The following is a 20065-nucleotide window of genomic DNA, read 5'->3' on the forward strand; positions in this document are numbered from 1 at the left end:
CCCATACAGGTTTGCCTGTGGCTGCCTGAAATTGTCTGTTCGAAAAATTCCCGTCTGACCTGTTTGCGGTCAAAGCGTCGTGCCTGGCATCTGGCTTGTGTCTGCGCCGCTGTCCCCTCGAGATTGATGCCATGTCGCGATTGTTTATTGCCCTGTCCCTCAGCCTGTGTTTCACGCACGCTGTTGCTGCCGCCGATCTGGATGCCTTGTTCAATCAGGAGCGCTATGGCGAGTTTTTTCCAAAGGCTCACAGCGCTGCGGCCACAGGAGATGCGCAAGCCTTGTTCCTGCTCGGCAAGGCCTATCACCTTGGGCAAGGTGTAGACAAGAGCGAGGCGCTCGCCAAAAGCTATTACGAAAAAGCACGCGCTGCAGGCTCCGCACGCGCCAGCCACAATCTTGGCGCTGTGCTCATGAGTGAAAAGCGCTCTGTCGAGGCCATTCCTTTGCTGGAAGAGGCGTTGCAGCGTGGTTTGCTGATGCCGACACTGTTCAATCTGGGCAAGGCATACAGCCCTGGCGATAGCGACTATCAGGTGCAGCGCCATGGCGCGGTTGTCAGGGCCGAGCAAGCGGGAGACTACTTTGTCCTGTCTTATGAGCAGGATGCGGACATCACCTCGCTGATGGAAGCCTCGCGCAATTATCTGCAGGCATATTTGGCGCTGCGCAATAACCACTTCAGCGTTCCAGCAGAAGACGCGCGTGAGCGGCTGCGGGGCAAGGCATTGGCAGGGTTGAAGAAGGGCATGGCTCGCGACAACGCGCAGGCATGGAGCAACTATGGCGTCATGCTGCTGGAGGAGCAAGATTTCAGCGGTGCCCGACAGGCTTTGCAGCAAGGTGCGCAGCGCAAGGTGGCTGTGGCGCACTACCATCTGGCGCGCATGGCTGCCAAAGGTTTGGGGCTGCCTGCTGTTGACCGCAGGGCAGAAGCGTATCACTACGAGCAAGCCGCTTTACTGGGGTTGAAGGAGGCTGCCCGGCCAGCCATTAGCCGCCTTGTGGAAGTGCTTCGATACGAGACGGATCTGGCCGCACTCGAAGACGGTGCAGGCAGGCTGCGGGTGTTGCAGGCTGCTGACGGCGATGGCTTGCGGGCTGACTCCGTCTTGTCTCGTCTGGAGTGGGGGCGTTTTCTGCAGAGCCAGCGCAAGCAGGCCAAGGCCTTGCCCGATAAGCCGCTGTACCTGCAAGCCTGTGGCCTGGGTCTGAGCCAGCTGTATGGCGGCACTTACAACCTTGGCTTTAACACTTCGTGGCGATTGCAGGTGCACCGTTCACTGGAAAAACCAGAGCGTCTTCCTATCGAAGGGCAGGTCGATGAAGACGGTTGTGCCACGCTTGTCGAGCCTTTGCCGCAGCGTATTCGAGCAAGCCTGAGTGATGGCGCAGTGCTGGCTCTTGCCTTTCCGAACTTCACCTTGCCACTGGCCTTGAAGGAGGCCGATGACCGCTTGCAGCTCGACATGCAAGCCATAGAGCTGCCGATTCCCAGGTTTTAGTTGGGCGCAGGCTCCTGTGCCCATTGGTGCGGTTTTTTTCACCCAGCGCAGCCGCAGATGACCATTGGTAGGTCAGGCTATTGCAACCGCTGGGGGCAAGGTGTGATGGCGATGCTTTGCCGTGACCACAAGCGCAGTCAACTTGGTCAGCGCGCCCACACCTGTGCCGCTGCGGGAGCCCTGAATCTGTGCTGCACGAGCGCTCCATACCCCCGAGTACTGCTCGCCAGTTGTGCCTTGGTGCGGGGCTGCATTGCTACACTGACCGACACATAAAGTGCAGGAATGGCATCGTTTTCGAGGAGGGCAGGGCTGTCAGGCCTGATTCTTGCTCAATAACAGGCAATCCATTCGCAGGAGGCGTGCAAGCATGCAGAAATTCGACGAAATGTACGCAATGCTGCCCTTTGACGGCAGCGATGTACGGGCCCATTACAAGGCCTATGCCCAATGGCTGGCGCGCCAGCCGCACGCCACCATGCAAGCCCGCATGGCGGAGGCCGAGATGATCTTTCGGCGCGTGGGGATCACCTTTGCCGTCTATGGCGACAAGGACGAAAGTGGCGCGGGTACGGAGCGGCTCATTCCGTTCGATTTGATTCCGCGCATCATCCCCTCGCATGAGTGGCTGCGCATGCAGCAAGGCTTGGTGCAGCGCGTCACGGCCCTCAATCGTTTCATTGGCGACATCTACCACGGGCAGGACATTCTGCGGGCGGGGATTGTTCCGCGTGACCTGATTGATGGCAATGCTCAGTTCCGTCCGCAAATGCAAGGGGTGCAGGTGCCCTGCAACATTTATGCGCACATTGCGGGCATTGACATTGTGCGTGCCCCGAATGCGCTCGGTGAGGGCGAGTATTACGTGCTGGAAGACAACTTGCGCGTGCCTTCCGGCGTGTCTTACATGCTGGAAAACCGCAAGATGATGATGCGGCTCTTTCCGGAGCTTTTCAGCAGCCATGCCGTGGAGCCTGTGGCGCATTACCCCGACTTGCTGCTGGACACTTTGCGCGCCAGTGCGCCACCGGCTGCAGCCAGTGCCTCTGCCACCGTGGTGGTGCTGACGCCTGGCATGTACAACAGTGCGTACTTTGAGCATGCATTTCTGGCCCAGCAAATGGGCGTAGAGCTGGTCGAGGGGCAAGACTTGGTTGTGCGTGACAAGGTCGTCTACATGCGCACAACCCGAGGCCTGCAGCGGGTGGATGTGATCTATCGCCGTGTCGATGACGACTTTCTGGATCCCGACGTGTTCAGGCCCACATCCACACTGGGTTGCTCGGGCTTGATGGATGCCTACTGCGCAGGCAACGTCACCATTTGCAACGCTGTAGGGACAGGCATAGCGGATGACAAGTCGGTCTATCCGTACGTGCCTGACATGATCCGTTTCTATCTGGGCGAAGAGCCCATCCTCAATAACGTACCGACCTGGCTGTGCCGCAAGCCAGATGACCTGAAATATGTGCTGGCTCATCTGCCTGAGCTGGTGGTCAAAGAGGTGCATGGCGCAGGGGGCTACGGGATGTTGATTGGCCCCACCTCTAGCAGCGCTGAAATTGAAGACTTCCGACGTGCCTTGCTGGCCAATCCTGCGGGCTACATTGCACAGCCCACCTTGAGTTTGTCCAGTTGCCCCACCATGGTGGAGGCCGGTGTGGCGCCGCGCCATATTGATCTGCGGCCCTTTGTGCTGAGCAGCAGCCAGCAAGTGCGGATGGTGGCCGGTGGGCTGACGCGCGTTGCCCTGAAAGAGGGCTCTTTGGTGGTCAACTCTTCCCAAGGCGGCGGCACCAAAGACACCTGGGTGATGGGGGCTGGGAGTGTGGATCACGCTGCGCACATCCCGCCAGGCATGGCACAGACCATGCGCCCATGGGCCATGGAACAGTCTTTGAGCGCAGGGCTGTGACATGTTGAGTACAACTGCCGATCACCTGTGCTGGTTGCCTGTCTGCACCGAACGGGCAGACAAGTGCGCCGCACTTGCATCACAACACGGCCAGCCTGCGCAGCAGGCGCGGGGTTTTTTGCCCGGGAGGAGCACATGCTAAGTCGCACCGCTGACCACCTGTTCTGGATGTCCCGTTACACCGAACGGGCAGACAAGTGCGCTGCACTTGCATCACAACACGGCCAGCCTGTGCAGCAGGCGCGGGGTTTTTTGCCCGGGAGGAGCACATGCTAAGTCGCACTGCTGATCACCTGTTCTGGATGTCTCGTTACACCGAACGGGCAGACAAGTGCGCCGCACTTGCATCACAACACGGCCAGCCTGCGCAGCAGGCGTGGGGTTTTTTGCCCGGGAGGAGCACATGCTAAGTCGCACTGCTGATCACCTGTTCTGGATGTCTCGTTACACCGAACGGGCAGAAAACACCGCCCGTATGCTGAACGTGAGCTACGACACCTCCATGCTCCCCATGCGCCCGGAAGATGCCGAGCGAGCGTGGCAAGGGGTGCTGTCCATCAGCGAACTGGTTCCGGCTTACCAGGCCCGATACCGGCAAGTGACACGCGACAACGTCTTGTTCTTCATGGTGGCCGACGAGACCAATCCCACCTCGATCGTCTCGTGTCTGCGTGCTGCGCGTGAAAATGCGCGGGCGGTGCGCGGCACGTTAACGACGGAAGTCTGGGAAACGCAAAACCAGACCTGGCTGGCGCTGCGCAAACAGCTGCAAGACGGTGCTCTGGAAAAAGATCCGGGGCAGTTCTTTGAATGGGTGAAATACCGCTCGCATCTTTCGCGGGGCGTGGTGCTGGGCACCATGCTGCAAGACGAGGCGTTTAACTTTCTGCGCCTTGGCACATTTTTGGAGCGTGCAGACAATACCGCGCGTTTGCTGGATGTGCGCTTTCACGCAATTTCGCGAGACTACTACGGCACAGACCCCAGCCGCAAAGGTGTGCAGCAGTTCGATTTTTATCACTGGAGTGCCTTGCTGCACAGCGTCTCGGCCTTTGAGGTCTATCGCAAGGTCTACCGCGATGTGATTACCCCAGAGCGTGTGGCAGAGCTGCTGGTGCTGCGGGCAGACATGCCGCGCTCTTTGCATGCCTGTCTGCGAGAGGTGGTCTACAACCTGAAAGTTGTGGCGCACGAAGGCGCTCTAGACAGCCAGCGCAGGGCCGGGCGACTGCTGGCAGATTTGCAGTACGGCCAGATTGACGAGATTTTGGAAACGGGTCTGCACGCCTACCTCACGCAGTTTCTGGATCGCGTGAATCAACTCGGTGAGTTCATTGCCAAGGACTATCTGGTGCCCGAGCTTTAGGCTTTAGGCGATGCACATGGCGACGCACATAAAAAAAGAGCCCCAGTGGGCTCTTTTTATTGATGGTCAAACCACTCACGCTCAATGTGCTTCGGCTTCGCCCATTTGCGTTTGCAGGTAGTTCTGCACGCCCACCTTCTCGATCAGGTCCAGCTGTGTCTCGAGGAAATCGATGTGCTCCTCTGTGTCATCCAGAATCTTGAGCAGCAGGTCGCGCGAGACAAAGTCATGGGCTGTCTCTGCCGTGCGGATGCCTGCTTTGATGGTGGCTTGCGCGGCAGTTTCCAGGTTGAGGTCGCACTGCAGTGCTTCTGGCACGTTTTCACCGATTTGCAGCTTGCCCAGATCTTGCAGATTAGGCAGGCCATCGAGCATGAAGATGCGGTCCATCAGAACATCAGCGTGCTTCATCTCGCCGATGGATTCTTTGTATTCAATCTTGGCCAAGGCCTCAAGACCCCAGTGTTTGTACATGCGGTAGTGCATGTAGTACTGGTTGATTGCCGTCAATTCGTTTTTCAGCTGGGCTTGCAGCGCAGCGATGACTTGCGGATCGCCTTTCATGAGGGACTCCTTGTTGTTGTGAGGGGTGAGTGCATTGTCATGCACTCCTACGGCATCACCAAGTGTGGCAAGCAAAACCACGCGCGTGCGTATTGGCTGCGTGTGATGCTGAGTTGCGTTCTCGTTAGAGTTGAATAGTTTTTTATAATCAATAGTATTAAATCAATTGATTGAAATTATTCTGCATAGGCTTTAGACTACACAGTGTTCTCAGCTGTATCACATAAGGAAACAACATGTCCGTTATCAACACCGTTATCAAGCCTTTCCAAGCCTCCGCTTTCAAGGACGGCAAGTTCATCGAAGTGTCCGAAAAGGACGTGCTGGGTAAGTGGGCTGTGTTCTTCTTCTACCCTGCTGACTTCACCTTTGTCTGCCCCACAGAGCTGGGCGACGTGGCTGACCACTACGACCAGTTCCAGAAGCTGGGTGTGGAAATCTACTCGGTGTCCACTGACACACATTTCGTTCACAAGGCCTGGCACGATTCTTCCGAAACCATCGGCAAGATCAAGTACACCATGATTGGCGACCCAAGCGGCGTGATCACGAACAACTTTGAAGTGATGCGCCCCGGTGTCGGCCTGGCTGACCGCGGTACCTTCATTGTGGACCCCGATGGTGTGATCCAAGCCGTGGAAATCACTGCCGAAGGCATTGGCCGCAATGCAGAAGATCTGCTGCGCAAGGTCAAGGCTGCTCAGTACGTGCGCAACCACCCCGGTGAAGTGTGCCCTGCCAAGTGGAACGAAGGCGATGCAACCTTGGCTCCTTCGCTGGACCTGGTCGGCAAGATCTAATCTTTGCCCGGAAAAAGCCCGGGGAGGACCCGGGCTTTTTTTCAACCTCGCTATCGTTGACTATTAAATAAATATTTCATTAGGGATTGACTATTATGCTGGACGCCAACCTCAAAACCCAACTCAAGGCTTACCTCGAACGTCTGCAAAAGCCGCTCGAACTGGTGGCAAGCTTGGATGACAGCAAGGCGGCTGGTGAAGTCAAGTCGCTGCTGGACGATCTGGCCGCGCTCAGCGACAAGATCACAGTGCGCCAGAACAATGATCTGGATGTGCGCAAGCCATCGTTTCTGATTACCAACCCTGGCGTAGATTCCGGTGTGCGTTTTGCGGGTGTGCCTCTGGGACACGAATTCACATCCCTGGTGTTGGCGTTGCTGCACGTGGGTGGACATCCCTCCAAGGAATCTGCAGACCTGCTCGAACAAGTCAAGGCGATTGATACGCCGTTGAACTTTGAGACCTATTACTCGCTGTCTTGCCACAACTGCCCTGACGTGGTGCAGGCGCTGAATCTGATGGCCGCGTTGAACCCGAACATCACGCACACCGCAATTGATGGTGGCCTGTTCCAGCAAGAAGTGACGGACCGTGAAGTCATGGGCGTTCCCACAGTGTTCGTCAACGGCGAGCGCTTTGGCCAAGGCCGCATGGAGCTCGGTGAGATCGTCGCTAAGGTGGACACCGGCGCTGCTGCCCGCGAAGCTGCCAAGATCTCGGCCAAGGACGCGTTTGATGTGCTGGTCGTCGGTGGTGGCCCTGCTGGCGCAGCCGCAGCCATCTACGCGGCTCGCAAGGGCATTCGCACGGGTATTGCAGCCGACCGCATCGGTGGTCAGATGCTCGATACCGTGGACATCGAGAACTTTATTTCGGTCAGCAAGACCGAAGGCCCCAAGCTGTCGGCGGCCATGGAAAACCACATCCGTGACTATGACGTGGACATCATGGGTTTGCAGCGTGCAGCCAAGCTGTTTCCTGCGGCCACCGAAGGCGGTCTGATCGAGGTGCAGACAGAGTCCGGCGCCACACTCAAGGCCAAGACCGTAATCTTGTCCACCGGCGCCCGCTGGCGCAACATGAACGTGCCCGGTGAAGAGCAGTACCGCACCAAGGGCGTGACTTACTGCCCGCACTGTGACGGCCCCCTGTTCAAGGGCAAGGACGTGGCCGTGATCGGTGGCGGTAACTCGGGTGTCGAGGCTGCCATTGATCTGGCTGGCCTGGTCAAGCACGTTACGGTGCTGGAGTTCGCCGCTGAACTCAAGGCCGATGCCGTGCTGCAAAAGAAGCTACGCAGCCTGCCTAACGTGACTGTTATCTTGAATGCCCAGACCACCGAAGTGAACGGTGACGGCAAGAAAGTGACCGGCATCACCTACAAGGACCGCACCACCGACGAGATCAAGCAGATCGCGCTGGAAGGTATCTTTGTGCAGATCGGTCTGCTGCCCAACACCGACTGGCTCAAGGGTACGGTCAACCTCACGCGCTTTGGCGAGATCGAAATCAACGCCCGTGGCGAGACCAATGTACCTGGCGTGTTTGCTGCCGGTGACTGCACCAACGTGCCGTACAAGCAGATCATCATTGCAGCGGGTGCAGGTGCAACGGCAGCACTGTCGGCCTTTGACCATCTGATTCGCCATTGATGGCTAGATCGTGACGTTGGCTTGATGCGCGTGCCTGCCAAGCGCACAGAGCCATTGAAAAAGGACTGCCCAGGCAGTCCTTTTTTTGTGGGCATACATGCAGGTGGGCATTCAACGGGGCTGCGTGCCTGTGCCCAGCAGGGCCTCCAGCCCCAGAGCGATTTCTTCGCCCCAGGCGTAATAGTCATGCCCGCCCGCAAACTCATGAGTGGTGACGGTGTAGCCCTTGGCTTGCAAGACGTTGCGCAAGTGGCGGTTGTTGTCGATGATGCCGGCCTCGCCCTGAACACCGCGCTCCAGCAGACCGTAGGCCAGATGCCAGCGTACGGCTTGGGTGGGGCCGTGCAGCACTTGGCGCATGAACCAGTCACCTTCGGCCCAGCGGTGCGGGACAGGCTCGTTTTTGGGTGCAGTGGGTGCCCACCAGTACGAGCCAGACAGCGAGAGCACATTGCCAAAAGTCTCTGGGTGTGCCCAGCCCAGCCAGCCAGCGGCCAGCCCCCCATAGCTGGAGCCAGCTACTACCACTTGGTGTGCCTGTGTGGCAATCGCGGGCTGCTGCCCGCGCAGCCAGGGCAGCATCTCATGGGCCAGCATGTTGCCAAACGCCGGGGTATGAGGGGGCAGCTCGGTGGCGCGATCCGCACGCTGTGGGTTGCCTACCAGCAGCACGGCCATGGCCGCAAGGCGACCCTGGGCGATCCATGCATCCAGACGCTGGTGAATGCGCACACGCTGTAGATAGGCCTCGCGGTCAAACAGCACCAGCAGTGGCAGGCTGCCTGCGGCGTGGCTGCCACTAGGCAGGTACAGGCTGAGGCTGCGCGTGTTGTCCAGCAGTGCGCTGGTGTAGCGCAGGTGCTGCAACTGGCCCGAGGGTAACTGGGTGACGCTGGCTGGCGTGGTGCTATCTGCAGCCATGTTGCGCAAGGGGCCTGTGGCAGCAATCTTCAGCACCGAGCGTTCGGCATGAACGGCGGCCGCACTGCCTGCGGGCAGCTCCGGCGATCCGGCATGCCAGCGGTGCGGGTTCAGCGGGTCGCGCTGGGCAGACAGTTGCTGGGTCTGTACACGCTGCATGCGGCTGGGGGCCACACTGGCCGCCAGCACGGAGGGCCATTGCACGGGGTCAACCACCAACTGGTAGGCGGCCTGCAAGCCGCGTGGCAGCGGCAGGCTCAGATGCCAGATGTCTGTATCTGCCAGGCGCTGGAATGTGAAAGGCTCTGCGGAGCGCATGGCCCATTCCAGTCGCACATGGTGGGGCTGGTCTTGCGTGCCCGCAGGCGCACGCCACAGAAAGGTGACCAGGGCTTCTCGGGGTTGATGGGGCAGTGGCTCCAGCAGGGGGGTGCCTTGGGTGAGGGTGGCAGACCAGAACTCTTGGATCAAAGCAAGCTTTTGTGCAGGTGTTGCCTGCGCAAGCTGCACCTGCAGATGCAGCAAAGCAGGGCTTTGCACAGCTGCTGGCAAGGCTGCCGCAGGGGCCGCATCAGCGAGCGCCGGGCCGCTGGTTTTGAGCTGCCAGGTGGGCTGCACGTCGGTCTGCGTAAAGAATGGGTTGTGTGCCTCTAGTCGATAGCGGCCAGTGGTGGGGGTCACCCAGCCTATATCTTGTGTGCCGTTGTGAACGGCAGGCCAGTGGCGCAGCAGCCGGCCATCTGGATCGGTGAGGCGCACGGTATGCGCATGGGTGCCGCTGTCCAGCGTCCACAGCAGCACCTGCCCGGCCTGGGCCTGTACTTCCAGGGCGTGACCTGCCAGCACCTGGCTGCATGAAGGCCAGCGCGTATCTGGTTTATCGGGCAGCAGGCTGCACTGGGCAGTGGAGCTGCTGGCCCAGGCTGCGGCCATGCCCACCAGCAGTGTGCAGGTGGCCAGTAGCCTGAAAAATGAAAGACAGAATTGGTTCAGCATGGTGGGTGGCATGGATGAAAAAAGCCCCGTACGGCATACGTACGGGCTGGCTGTGGGCTGCTCCATCAGAACCTGGCGTTTAACGACACGTAGATGCGACGGCCTTCTTCGCTGTAGTCACTGGCGTTGATGCGGTCAAACGTGCGGTCGGCCACGTTCAGTACACCGCCGCGCAAGGTGGTGCGTGGGCTGACTTGCCAGGTGGCGCTCAGATCCACCAGACCGTAACCTGGCTTGTACACGGTATTGGCTGCATTGAGGGGCTGCTCGCTTTGCATGCGCCAGGTGGCTCCCAGATTCCACTGCGCATTGACTCGCCAGTCGGCGTCCACATTCAGGTTGTGGCGTGAGCGGTTAACCAGCAGGGTGTGTACGGCTTTGCTCGTGTTCTTGGCTGACAGGTAGGTGTAGGTGGTCTTGAACTCCACATCGCGCAAGGCCTGCCATTTCCAGCTGCCTTCCAGACCGCGTGTGCGGGCGCTGTTGATGTTCTGGTAGCTGAAGATGGGGCGGCCATCGGGCAGAAAACCGACAAAGTTGTCGTAGCCAGGAGCCAGCGTGACATCGCGCGTGCGGCTTTCAATGTCGATCATGTTCTTGAGCTTGGTGTCAAACACCGTGGCGCTGGCACTGTGCACGCCCTGCGTGTACTGAATGCCCAGCTCCTTGCTGATTGCGGTCTCGGGCTTGAGGTCGCGGCTGCCGATGATGTAGCAGCCTGTAGTGGCGCTGCCGCAGGAGACCGATCCCCAGTTGGGGCTGTTTTGCACCAGCGTCGGGGTGCGAAAGGCGCGCGAGAGTCCGCCCTTGAAGGTCCAGGCATCGTTGAGATGAAAGACGCCATAGGCACGTGGACTGTGGTGGCCGCCAAAGTTTTCGTGGTGGTCAAAACGGTTTCCCAGCGTGATGGCAAAGCGGTCGGTCAAACGGATTTCGTCTTCCACAAACACCGCGTACTGCTTGACCGATGTAGTGGGCGAGCTCTGTGTGGTGGGCACGCCGGGCAGGCCTTTGAGGTTGGCGGGGTCCCACAGACGCTCTTTGCGGGCATCAAAGCCCACGGTCAAGAACTGGTTGCCCCAGCTCACGGGAAAGCTGGCCTTGCCGTTGACGCCGAAGGTGTTGGACTTGTTGGGGTTGGTCTGTGTATCGATCATGCCTTTGAGGTTGCGGATCTCATCGGTCGAGACTGTCAGCTCGGTGACCAGTGCATTCCAATTGCCCTTGTGGCGCAGGGCGAAGGCATCGCGCTCCATGGTGTACATGCCTTGTGTCTTGTTGCTGACATCGGCATCCAGTGTGAGGCTCTGGCGTGCATCAGGGCGCCATGCCAGCTGGCCGCCCGCATGGCGGTTGAGCGTGCGGGCAAATAGCGGGTAACCCGCGTTGAATGTGCTTTGAGCCTTGCTGTCTGAGCGGTGGTCGTAGTTGCCATACAGCTTGATGCCCAGCGTATCGCTGATCAGCGGCCCATTCATGGAAAAGCCCAGCTTCTGGCTGTCCGCCAGATCACGGTCTTGCTGCAGGACGGTCTCGGCGGTGATCGAGCCCTTCCACGTTTTGCCAATGGGTTTTGTGATGATGTTCACCACGCCCCCAATGGCATCTGCGCCGTACAGCGAAGACATGGGGCCGCGCACCACTTCTACGCGCTCAATATCGTCCAGAGGCACCCAGCCGCTGTCATAGGCGGTACCGCCACGGAACATGGAGGTGCTGGAGTTAACGCGCTTGCCATCGATCAGCATCAGTGTGTAGGCCTGATCGAACCCCCGCATCTGAATGGTGGGCGTGCCATTGGCACTGCGGTTGAGCGTCACGCCTTCCACACCAGCCAGTAGCTGCGCCAGCTCGTGCGCGGGGCGCTGGCGCAGCTCTTGCTGTGTGATGACCGAAATGCTGGCGGGCGCATCTTTGATGTCCTGCTCGCTGCCGCTGGCAGTGACCACGACGGTTGCCAGGTTCGTCTCAGGGCTTGCCTGCTGGGCTTGGGCGTGAAGGGCAAATGCACAAAGGCAGGCCAGCGACAAAGGGCGCATGGTGAACGGCATGGTGGTCAAGGCTCCGGCGGAGATGTGATTAAATGAGAATTAATTTTATTTAGATGTGTGTTTTTCCTCTGCCTCTGGCCACTTCTGATGTCTGAATTTCATTCAAAAAACGCTGTTTTTCACTCACAACCTGGCGCTGTCTTGCACGTTCCAGACATTGAGCAGTCATTGCTGCCCATGGGCGAGGAATACATCGTGGGGGACCTTGGGGTGACGGCTGCCACCGATGTGCTGCAAGGCAGCATGCAGGTGCTGTCAGTGCAGGAGGGCATGGTTCTGTACCGCACGGCGGTGCGCGATCTGTGCACCATGCGCACGTCCAATCTGCTGTATCCGGGGATCAAGATCGTGCTGGTGCTGGAAGGGGAGACGCAGCTGTCGTATGGCGCTTTGCGCCTGCACCTGCGCGCCCGTGAGGCAGGCCATTGCGCCGCCATGGTGGCGCTGGCACGTACCGACCGGTTCATGCGGCAGTGGCGCATTGGGCGGCATGAACGCAAGCTGGTGCTGACACTCACCCCGCAGTGGCTGGCCCAGACCGGTGTGCTGCACGGGCGGGTGGCAGAGTTCATGGCACAGCACCTGGCAGTGGCGCCGTGGCAGCCTTCTGCCCGTGCGCTGGTGCTGGCCGACCAGTTGCACCGTGGGTGCCCGCTGCCAGATCACCTGCACGCTTTATGGAACCAGAGCCGGTGCATGCAAATCGTGCTGGAAGCCCTGGCCAGCGTAGAGATTGGCAGCACGCAAGAAGGGGCTGCGCCGCTGCCGCGCACCGGGGTGCGTCAGCACGTACGGCTGGCGGCGCTGAGAGACTGGTTGATGACCCCGGCGGCAGATGGCATGGATGTGGCCGCCATTGCCCGGCACGCCGGTATGAGCGTGGCGCATCTGCAGCGTCATTTCCCAACGGTAGCTGGCCAGAGCCTGGGGCGTTTTCTGCGTGTGCAGCGCCTGCTGCGTGCGCGCGCTGCGCTGGAGCAGGGGCGTGCCACCGTGACACAGGCGGCGGGCATGGCGGGTTACCGCAGCAGTACCCATTTTTCAGCAGCATTTCGGGATCACTTTGGCATGCTGCCCTCCAGCCTCAAGCTGCTGGCGCATTAAGAGCCGCGAACACCGCCTGGCAAATCTTTGAGTTGTGTTAAAGGCGAGGCGCAAAGCCTCAGAAGTACAGAAGTAAAGACGTGCGACAAGGTCAGGCCACAACGATCCAGAGGGTGGGGGCAGTGGGTCTAACTGGGCAGCGGCTTGCATGGCCCTGAACGGGGCTGGCTCCATCGATGTGCCTGCGCCATGCAAAAAGCCCCGCATGCGGGGCTTTGGTTTTCGGCTAAATAGCGCTTGCTTAGTCCATGGTCAGCTTTTGCTTGTCCACAACTTCCTTGTAGGCGGTGTATTCAGCCTTGATTTCCTGCGCAAATTTTTCAGGGGTGTCCGCCACGATCAGCGAGCCGGTATCTTCAATGCGCTTGCGAATTGCTGGGTCTTGCAGCACTTTGTGCACGGCCTTGTTGATCTTGTCCACAACGTCCTTGGGCGTGCCCTTGGGGCCAACGATGCCGTAGTAGGCCATGCGATTGACGCCGGGGGCACCTACTTCAGCCAGAGTGGGTACGTTGGGCAAGACAGCCAGACGCTGGGGTGCAGCCACCACCAGCGGTGTCAGGCGCTTGCTTTGTATAAAGGGCAGAGCGGATGGGAAGTTGTCAAAAATCAGCGGAATTTGGCCAGCAACCGCGTCGTTCAATGCAGGGCCCGAACCACGGTAGGGAACGTGCTGCATCTGTGTGCCGGTTGCCAGCATGAACATTTCCATCATCAGGTGACCGATGGAGCCTGTGCCCGGTGAACCAAACGAATGCACGCCGGGGTTCTTTTTGACTTCTGCCAGGAACGACTTGTAGTCCTGACCCACAAATTTGGGGTTGGCTGCAATGATGTTGGGCGTGGCGGCAATGTTCACAATCGGCGCAAAGTCCGTGAACACGTTGTAGGGAATCTTGGGGTTGATGGCCGGGTTGGTGGCCGTGGTGGAAACGGTAGCCAGACCCAGGCTGTAGCCATCGGCAGGAGCACGGGCGGTTTCAGCAGCACCAATTGCACCGCCACCACCACCCTTGTTTTCGACGATCACGGGCTGACCCAGTTCGCGGCCCAGCGGGTCAGCGACAACGCGGGCAATCAGGTCGGTGGTGCCACCAGCGGCAAAAGGCACCAGCAGCTTGATGGGCTTGTTGGGGTAGTTGGACTGGGCGTGGGCGGCACCCAGGGTGCTCAGGGCGGCCAAGGCCAAAAGAGTGCGACGCAACATGTATTTATTTCCTCGTTGTTGTTGTCAATGTGACGCACATCGTAAAAGGCGGCTTGGTGCGCACGGTCGTGCTTTTTCTGGGTGATAACCCTTGATGAAGGGTAAATGCTGATGCTTATTTTTGTAATTTACGGGCGCATAAATCCCTGGCTTGAATGCACCATGTCGTGATCGCTGGCTGTGAAAAAATGGGGCTGGGAGCGCAAGCCAAACGCCACCCAGCCTCGGCGTGGTTACAGCACGTGTGCGGTCCTCAGTGCATGCACTTCGTCTTCGCTCAATCCCAGCTCCTGCAGTACCTCTTGTGTGTGCTGGCCCAGGGTGGGAGGTGCGCTGCGGTAGCTCACGGGAGTGGCTGACAGGCGCATCGGACTGGCTACGGTGGCCACCTGGGCAATGTCATTGCCTGTCTGGCATGGCAAGGTCATGTGAATGCCGCGTGCCTGCACCTGAGGGTCATCAAAAGCCTGCGCCACGGTGTTGATGGGGCCACAGGGCACGGCCTTGTCTTGCAGCAGCGCAATCCATTCGGCAGTGGAGCGTGTCTGCATCAGCGGTTGCAGCCATTCCAGCAGCGCTGCGCGGTGCTGTACACGGCCGGTGTTGGTGGTAAAACGAGCGTCCTGGGCTTGTGCGGGCTGGTGTACGGCAGCGCAAAAGCGTGCAAATTGCCCATCGTTGCCAATAGCCAGCAGCACATTGCCATCGCTGGTTCTGAAGTCCTGGTAAGGCGCAAGGCTGGGGTGTGTGTTGCCAGCGCGCTCCGGAGTCTGGCCAGTGGCCAGAAAACCAGCCGCCTGGTTGGCCAGCACGGCCATGCCCACATCCAGCAGCGCCATGTCGATGTACTGGCCTGTGCCTGAGCCATTGCGCGAGCTGTCTCGGGCGTTGATTGCAGCCAAGATGGCATTGCTGGCGTACAGACCGGTGAACACATCGATCACAGCCACGCCGACTTTGAGCGGGCCACCGCCGGGCTGTGCATCGGCATGGCCGGTGATGCTCATCAGTCCGCACATGGCCTGCACCATCAAATCGTAGCCGGCGCGTTCGGCATAAGGCCCGTCTTGACCAAAGCCGGTGATGGAGCAGTAGATCAGCTTGGGGTTCAGTGTTTTGAGGCTGTCGTAATCCAGCCCGTACTGCGCAAGGCCGCCCACTTTGAAGTTCTCTACCAGCACATCGGCCTCGGCTGCCATACGGCGCAGCAGTGCCTGCCCTTCGGGATGGGCCATGTCGATGGTGATGGAGCGCTTGTTGCGGTTGCAGGCGGTGAAGTAGCTGGCCTGGCGCGTGTCGTTGCCGTCGTCGTCCTTTAAAAAGGGCGGGCCCCAGTGGCGCGTATCGTCTCCAGCTACGGGGCGCTCTACCTTGATCACGTCTGCACCCAAATCGGCCAGCATTTGCGTGGCCCACGGGCCAGCCAGCACGCGCGATAAATCCAGAACCTTGATGCCCGACAGCGCGCCGGGCGTAGATGCAGTGCTTGGCATGTGCAACTCCTGCCATTCAAGGCGAGGAAAAGAAAAAAAGAGCAGCTAGCGCATATGTATGAAGCGTTTCAGATACTTTTATATCTGAAAGCAAGCAATAACAGGCGCTAGTAGCTCATAAATAAATAATACTGTGGCGGCAACTTGCAAAACACGCCGCAGGTTGAGCGGGGCGTTTCAGCTTAGGCGGAGACCGCAAAGGTTGCAGCCCAGCAGTGAAGATCGCGGCGGAAAAGAGGCGTCACCCACGCAGGCAGTAGCAGCGCTACGACCAGCGGGTGCAACGACGTATTCCGGTGCGATCTTTGCTGCGCGCTTAGTTAGCAAAAGCGGCGATGCCGGTCTGTGCGCGGCCCAGGATCAGCGCATGCACATCGTGCGTGCCTTCGTAGGTGTTCACCACTTCCAGGTTCACCAGATGGCGTGCTACGCCGAACTCGTCGCTGATGCCGTTGCCGCCCATCATGTCGCGTGCCAGGCGGGCCACGTCCAGCGCCTTGCCGCAGTTGTTGCGTTTGATCAGCGAGGTGATTTCCACCACGTTCTGGTGCTCATCCTTCATGCGGCCTACGCGCAGGGCAGCTTGCAGTCCCAGCGTGATTTCAGTCTGCATGTCGGCCAGTTTTTTCTGAATCAGCTGGTTGGCAGCCAGAGGGCGACCAAACTGCTTGCGGTCCAGCGTGTACTGGCGCGAGGTGTGCCAGCAGAACTCGGCCGCACCCATGGCACCCCAGGCAATGCCAAAGCGTGCGCTGTTCAGGCAGGTGAACGGGCCTTTGAGGCCGCGCACTTCGGGGAATGCGTTTTCTTCGGGTACAAACACATCGTCCATCACGATTTCGCCGGTGATCGAGGCGCGCAGGCCCACCTTGCCGTGGATGGCAGGTGCGCTCAGGCCCTTCATGCCCTTGTCCAGAATAAAGCCACGAATCTGGCCGACGTTGCCGCCTTCAGACACTTCCTTGGCCCAGACCACAAACACGTCTGCGACGGGGCTGTTAGTGATCCACATCTTGCTGCCCTTGAGCTTGTAGCCGCCGTCCACCTTGTAGGCACGGGTGGCCATGGAGCCGGGGTCGGAGCCGTGGTCAGGTTCGGTCAGGCCAAAGCAGCCGATGAATTCACCCGAGGCCAGCTTGGGCAGGTATTTTTGCTTTTGCGCTTCGGTACCAAATTCGTTGATGGGCACCATCACCAGTGACGACTGCACCGAAGCCATGGAGCGATAGCCCGAATCCACACGCTCTACTTCACGGGCCACCAGACCGTAGCTCACATAGTTCAGGCCTGCGCCACCGTATTCGGTCGGAATGGTGGGGCCCAGCAGGCCCAGCTCGCCCATCTCGCGGAAGATGGTGATGTCGGTCTTTTCATGGCGGAACATGTCCTGCACGCGGGGCATGAGCTTGCCTTGGCAGTACTCATAGGCCGCGTCGCGGATCATGCGCTCGTCTTCTGTCAGTTGCTGGTCGAGTTGGAAGGGGTCGTTCCACTGAAAGTTGCTGGCCATGTTGTGCTCCTTGAATGCTCAGTTGTAGGGGGCGCTGGCATGTGACGCTGCGATGTGACTACGCGCATGCCTTGTGCGTTATGGAGTTCATCGTACGAAGGTGGCAGTGCCCAGGCAAACCATTTGTTTGCATCCAGATATGAGCTTTTTGCATCTCTTGCTTGAGAAAATAGCTGTTTTGCGGCAGCATTGCCTCTGTCCCTCGTTTTTGCTTGGCACCCTGATATGCGCCGTTCCATTCCTTCTACCCAGGCGCTGGCCTGTTTTGAGGCCGCTGCCCGCCACGAAAGCTACACGCGTGCAGCGCAAGAGCTGGCGCTGACACAGGGGGCTGTGTCGCGCCAGGTGATTGCGCTGGAAGAGTTTGTCGGGGTGGAGCTGTTTCGCCGCACCCGCCATGGCGTGGCGCTGACGCCAGCGGGCGATGCCTATGCGCGCAAGGTCCGCAGCTGGTTGCTGGGTGTGGAGCGTGACACGCTGGATTTGATGGCCCATCAGGGCACGGGCGGCACCATCAAACTGGCAGCCGTGCCCACATTTGCCACACGCTGGCTGATGCCGCGCCTGCCGCTGCTGGCCAAAACCCAGCCTGATATCACCGTGCACATCGACACGCAAACACGCCCTTTTTTGTTTGCCGATACGGGCTTTGATGCCGCGCTGTATGCAGGCACCCCCGAGCAAGTGCGCAACTGGCCAGGAATTGAAGCCATGCACCTGATGGATGAAGATGTGGTGCCCGTGTGCAGCCCTCTCTTGCTGGACCGCGCCACGCAGCGGGCACCGGGGCGGGCATGGCAGCCGCTGCAGCCACAGGCGCTGGCAGATTTACCTTTGTTGCAGCAAAGTACGCGCCCTCAAGGCTGGGCGCAGTGGTTCCAGTCGGTAGGGGTGGATGCCCCACGGGCCATGGATGGCCCTCGCTATGAGCTGTTTTCGATGCTGGCTGTGGCGGCCACGCATGGCATGGGGGTGGCGCTGATCCCGCCAATGCTGATTGAAGCCGAGCTGGCGCGTGGCGAGCTGGTGGTGGCCAGTGCCCAGCCTTTGCGCGGTGAGCGCAGCTATTACTTCATCACCCCCGCGCAGCAGGCACCATCGAATGTGCTGCAGGCTTTTTCAAGCTGGCTCCAAGCGATGGCGCAGCAGTGCGCTGAGGCTCAAAGCCGCTGAAAAACGGCTACGCTCAGGGGCATCAGCAGTGCCGTCAGCACACCGTTCAAGCCCATGGCCAATGCAGCAAATGCCCCGGCTGTGGGATTGATCTGAATGGCGCGTGCCGTGCCAATGGCGTGGGACGTCAGTCCTTGTGCAAAACCCTCGACAGCGGGGTCTTTGCTGCCGATCAGGCGCAGCAGCAGGGGGGCCATCATGCAGCCGCTGATGCCAGTGACAGCGACGGCGACAGCGGCCAGCGATGGCAGGCCGCCAAAGCGCTCAGACATGGGCAGTGCAATCGGGATGGTGGCTGACTTGGGGGCCAGCGAGATGATGGTCTCCCAGCTGCCGCCCAGCGCCCAGGCAATGCCCATGGCCGAGAACAGGGCCACCACGCAGCCAATGCTCAGAGCGACACATATGGGGCGCCACAGCGCATAAATGCGCGCGCGCTGTGCATACAGCGGGATGGCCAGCGCCACGGTGGCAGGGCCAATCAAAATGCTGAGCCACTCAACGCCTTGCTTGTAAGTGGCGTAAGGGGTATCCGTGGCCAGCAACACGCAGACGATGATGATGACCGAGGGGAAAACGGGAATCAGCATCGGGTGGCATTTGTAGCGCTTGTACAGCGCCATGGTTGCCAGGTACACGGCCATGGTCAGCACCAGCCAGGGCAGGTGGGTGACAGAGAGGCTGGCAAGCAGGTTGTCCCACTGGTTCATGGTGCCTCCTGCTGTGGTTTTTCTCGGGCCAGCATCCACTTGAAGGTGAAGGCAGTCACTAAAAAGGTGATCGCTGCGCCTGCAATGCCCGCCACCAGAAACGGCTTCCATTCGTTGGCAATGCGGTCAAAGTGCAGCATGACGCCTGCAATCGTCGGGATGAACAGCAGCATCATGTTTTGCAGCAGCATCTGCGAGGTTTGCTCCAGGGCCTGCGGCAGGCGTCCGTAGATCAGCAAGCCGATGAGCAGCAGCAAGGCACCCAGCAAGGCACCAGGGAAGGGGAGTTGAAAAAACTGAACCATGGCCTCACCCACCAGTTGAAAGGTGAACAAGGCCGCTAACGCATACAACATGGCAAGCATCCATCAAAACAATGGATGCGAAGTCTAGGGGGTCTGCCAGCTTTGGCAATGCCTGTTTTGCTGCATAAGTGACTGTGCGTGTTTTTTGCTGCTGATGCTTATCAATTAAGCGCAGGCAGCTATGCTTTTCTAAGATTTGCCTGCTTTCTAGGCAGGGTAAGGTGAAGCCAGGAAAAACAATGGCTTAGAGGTTGTTGTCCCTGCAGATGATCGAGTTGTCCACAGGCTTGTTCAGTGGTTTCGTGGAAAATCTAGGGTTTGTACTTACTTCGTGCGCCGAACGTGCTGCAGGTGCTCCACGATGGAGGCTGTCACCACGCCCCAGACCTGAAGTTCTTGCAGGCCTTGCAAAACGATGGGCGAGAAGGCGGCGTTGGCAGCGTGCAATTCGCTGCGGCCATGGCGCAGGAACAGCCGCTTGACCGTGAATTCGCCATCCACCACGGCCACCACAATATGCCCGTGCTGCGGTGCAATGGCCCGGTCGACCACGATCATGCAGCCGTCCAGGATGCCCGCATCTTGCATGCTGTCGCCACTGACGCGCATGGTGAAGGTGGCGGCAGGGTGCTGTGTGATGTGCGCCATCACATCAAAAACCTGCAGGGGAAAATCTTCTGCAGGGCTGGGAAAGCCGCAGCGTACCTGCGCACCAATCAAGGGCAGCGGCGCTGGTGCCAGTGCGCAGGGCACGGGGTGGCTGGCGTGGTCAGGGCGTGTGTGATTCATGGCA

18 protein-coding genes are annotated in these 20065 nt (G+C 59.4%); 9 read left to right on the forward strand and 9 right to left on the reverse strand.

Going from position 1 to position 20065, the window contains the following annotated elements; genetic code table 11:
* Positions 1-131 precede the first annotated feature (131 nt).
* The 5 genes from IB213_RS04460 (at position 132) to IB213_RS04480 (ending at position 4786) form a co-directional block, all read left to right on the forward strand.
* Positions 132-1505: an SEL1-like repeat protein gene (locus IB213_RS04460; protein WP_192405522.1), complete on the forward strand. Its 1374-nt coding sequence runs from the start codon at positions 132-134 to the stop codon at positions 1503-1505.
* Between the two features lie 370 nt (positions 1506-1875).
* Entirely contained in the window at positions 1876-3420 is a 1545-nt protein-coding gene (locus IB213_RS04465; protein ID WP_192405523.1) for a circularly permuted type 2 ATP-grasp protein, read from the forward strand.
* A gap of 135 nt (positions 3421-3555) precedes the next feature.
* On the forward strand, positions 3556-3696 hold the full coding sequence (locus tag IB213_RS18355) for an alpha-E domain-containing protein (RefSeq protein WP_192405524.1): 141 nt from the start codon (positions 3556-3558) through the stop codon (positions 3694-3696).
* Positions 3690-3830, forward strand: a complete 141-nt coding sequence (locus IB213_RS18360) for an alpha-E domain-containing protein (RefSeq protein WP_192405525.1) — start codon at positions 3690-3692, stop codon at positions 3828-3830. The genes IB213_RS18355 and IB213_RS18360 overlap by 7 nt, the downstream gene beginning before the upstream one ends.
* Positions 3824-4786: an alpha-E domain-containing protein gene (locus tag IB213_RS04480; RefSeq protein ID WP_191723623.1), complete on the forward strand. Its 963-nt coding sequence runs from the start codon at positions 3824-3826 to the stop codon at positions 4784-4786. The genes IB213_RS18360 and IB213_RS04480 overlap by 7 nt, the downstream gene beginning before the upstream one ends.
* 81 nt (positions 4787-4867) lie before the next feature.
* Here IB213_RS04480 and bfr read toward each other — a convergent pair whose 3' ends face one another.
* Positions 4868-5350, reverse strand: coding sequence for a bacterioferritin (gene bfr / locus IB213_RS04485; RefSeq protein WP_191723624.1), 483 nt, complete (start codon positions 5348-5350; stop codon positions 4868-4870).
* A 236-nt stretch (positions 5351-5586) separates the two neighbouring features.
* Between bfr and ahpC the strand changes: the two genes are divergently transcribed.
* Positions 5587-6150 (forward strand): alkyl hydroperoxide reductase subunit C, encoded by a 564-nt coding sequence (ahpC, locus tag IB213_RS04490; RefSeq protein ID WP_191723625.1) that lies wholly within the window; start codon positions 5587-5589, stop codon positions 6148-6150.
* A 95-nt stretch (positions 6151-6245) separates the two neighbouring features.
* Positions 6246-7802, forward strand: coding sequence for an alkyl hydroperoxide reductase subunit F (gene ahpF, locus IB213_RS04495; protein WP_192405526.1), 1557 nt, complete (start codon positions 6246-6248; stop codon positions 7800-7802).
* Positions 7803-7913: 111 nt separating this feature from the next.
* Here ahpF and IB213_RS04500 read toward each other — a convergent pair whose 3' ends face one another.
* Positions 7914-9719, reverse strand: a complete 1806-nt coding sequence (locus IB213_RS04500) for an alpha/beta hydrolase-fold protein (RefSeq protein WP_192405527.1) — start codon at positions 9717-9719, stop codon at positions 7914-7916.
* A 65-nt stretch (positions 9720-9784) separates the two neighbouring features.
* Positions 9785-11770, reverse strand: coding sequence for a TonB-dependent receptor domain-containing protein (locus IB213_RS04505; RefSeq protein ID WP_192405528.1), 1986 nt, complete (start codon positions 11768-11770; stop codon positions 9785-9787).
* A gap of 141 nt (positions 11771-11911) precedes the next feature.
* Between IB213_RS04505 and IB213_RS04510 the strand changes: the two genes are divergently transcribed.
* The gene (locus tag IB213_RS04510; protein WP_192405529.1) at positions 11912-12874 is read left to right on the forward strand and encodes an AraC family transcriptional regulator; all 963 of its coding nucleotides are present in this window, start codon (positions 11912-11914) and stop codon (positions 12872-12874) included.
* A 241-nt stretch (positions 12875-13115) separates the two neighbouring features.
* Here the strand turns inward: IB213_RS04510 and IB213_RS04515 are convergent, their stop codons facing one another.
* The 3 genes from IB213_RS04515 to IB213_RS04525 all read right to left on the reverse strand — a co-directional run bounded on the left by IB213_RS04515 (position 13116) and on the right by IB213_RS04525 (position 17084).
* A complete protein-coding gene (locus IB213_RS04515; RefSeq protein ID WP_191723630.1) occupies positions 13116-14081 on the reverse strand; it encodes a tripartite tricarboxylate transporter substrate binding protein BugE in 966 nt (321 codons plus the stop codon).
* Positions 14082-14314: 233 nt separating this feature from the next.
* Entirely contained in the window at positions 14315-15574 is a 1260-nt protein-coding gene (locus IB213_RS04520; protein ID WP_192405530.1) for a CaiB/BaiF CoA-transferase family protein, read from the reverse strand.
* Positions 15575-15890: 316 nt separating this feature from the next.
* Entirely contained in the window at positions 15891-17084 is a 1194-nt protein-coding gene (locus IB213_RS04525; RefSeq protein ID WP_191723632.1) for an acyl-CoA dehydrogenase, read from the reverse strand.
* Between the two features lie 225 nt (positions 17085-17309).
* Here IB213_RS04525 and IB213_RS04530 point away from each other — a divergent pair, with 225 nt between their 5' ends.
* Positions 17310-18257, forward strand: coding sequence for a LysR family transcriptional regulator (locus IB213_RS04530; protein ID WP_192405531.1), 948 nt, complete (start codon positions 17310-17312; stop codon positions 18255-18257).
* On the opposite strand, the gene IB213_RS04535 is transcribed toward IB213_RS04530, so the two are convergent.
* The 3 genes from IB213_RS04535 to IB213_RS04545 form a co-directional block, all read right to left on the reverse strand.
* Positions 18245-18967, reverse strand: a complete 723-nt coding sequence (locus IB213_RS04535; protein WP_191723634.1) for an LrgB family protein — start codon at positions 18965-18967, stop codon at positions 18245-18247. The genes IB213_RS04530 and IB213_RS04535 overlap by 13 nt on opposite strands.
* The gene (locus IB213_RS04540) at positions 18964-19323 is read right to left on the reverse strand and encodes a CidA/LrgA family protein (RefSeq protein ID WP_191723635.1); all 360 of its coding nucleotides are present in this window, start codon (positions 19321-19323) and stop codon (positions 18964-18966) included. The genes IB213_RS04535 and IB213_RS04540 overlap by 4 nt, the downstream gene beginning before the upstream one ends.
* Before the next feature lie 273 nt (positions 19324-19596).
* Entirely contained in the window at positions 19597-20061 is a 465-nt protein-coding gene (locus tag IB213_RS04545; protein ID WP_191723636.1) for a LexA family transcriptional regulator, read from the reverse strand.
* Positions 20062-20065 lie beyond the last annotated feature (4 nt).

The sequence above is a fragment of the Comamonas sp. CMM02 genome (assembly GCF_014851485.1).
Taxonomy (GTDB): Bacteria; Pseudomonadota; Gammaproteobacteria; order Burkholderiales; family Burkholderiaceae_C; genus Comamonas; species Comamonas avium.

What these genes read in the sequence shown, in the direction of transcription:
- IB213_RS04460 (WP_192405522.1), top strand. Translation starts at nt 132, where the DNA reads ATGTCGCGATTGTTTATTGCCCTGTCCCTCAGCCTGTGTTTCACGCAC.
- IB213_RS04465 (WP_192405523.1), top strand. Translation starts at nt 1,876, where the DNA reads ATGCAGAAATTCGACGAAATGTACGCAATGCTGCCCTTTGACGGCAGC.
- IB213_RS18355 (WP_192405524.1), top strand. Translation starts at nt 3,556, where the DNA reads ATGCTAAGTCGCACCGCTGACCACCTGTTCTGGATGTCCCGTTACACC.
- IB213_RS18360 (WP_192405525.1), top strand. Translation starts at nt 3,690, where the DNA reads ATGCTAAGTCGCACTGCTGATCACCTGTTCTGGATGTCTCGTTACACC.
- IB213_RS04480 (WP_191723623.1), top strand. Translation starts at nt 3,824, where the DNA reads ATGCTAAGTCGCACTGCTGATCACCTGTTCTGGATGTCTCGTTACACC.
- bfr (WP_191723624.1), bottom strand. Translation starts at nt 5,350, where the DNA reads ATGAAAGGCGATCCGCAAGTCATCGCTGCGCTGCAAGCCCAGCTGAAA.
- ahpC (WP_191723625.1), top strand. Translation starts at nt 5,587, where the DNA reads ATGTCCGTTATCAACACCGTTATCAAGCCTTTCCAAGCCTCCGCTTTC.
- ahpF (WP_192405526.1), top strand. Translation starts at nt 6,246, where the DNA reads ATGCTGGACGCCAACCTCAAAACCCAACTCAAGGCTTACCTCGAACGT.
- IB213_RS04500 (WP_192405527.1), bottom strand. Translation starts at nt 9,719, where the DNA reads ATGCTGAACCAATTCTGTCTTTCATTTTTCAGGCTACTGGCCACCTGC.
- IB213_RS04505 (WP_192405528.1), bottom strand. Translation starts at nt 11,770, where the DNA reads ATGCCGTTCACCATGCGCCCTTTGTCGCTGGCCTGCCTTTGTGCATTT.
- IB213_RS04515 (WP_191723630.1), bottom strand. Translation starts at nt 14,081, where the DNA reads ATGTTGCGTCGCACTCTTTTGGCCTTGGCCGCCCTGAGCACCCTGGGT.
- IB213_RS04520 (WP_192405530.1), bottom strand. Translation starts at nt 15,574, where the DNA reads ATGCCAAGCACTGCATCTACGCCCGGCGCGCTGTCGGGCATCAAGGTT.
- IB213_RS04525 (WP_191723632.1), bottom strand. Translation starts at nt 17,084, where the DNA reads ATGGCCAGCAACTTTCAGTGGAACGACCCCTTCCAACTCGACCAGCAA.
- IB213_RS04530 (WP_192405531.1), top strand. Translation starts at nt 17,310, where the DNA reads ATGCGCCGTTCCATTCCTTCTACCCAGGCGCTGGCCTGTTTTGAGGCC.
- IB213_RS04535 (WP_191723634.1), bottom strand. Translation starts at nt 18,967, where the DNA reads ATGAACCAGTGGGACAACCTGCTTGCCAGCCTCTCTGTCACCCACCTG.
- IB213_RS04540 (WP_191723635.1), bottom strand. Translation starts at nt 19,323, where the DNA reads ATGTTGTATGCGTTAGCGGCCTTGTTCACCTTTCAACTGGTGGGTGAG.
- IB213_RS04545 (WP_191723636.1), bottom strand. Translation starts at nt 20,061, where the DNA reads ATGAATCACACACGCCCTGACCACGCCAGCCACCCCGTGCCCTGCGCA.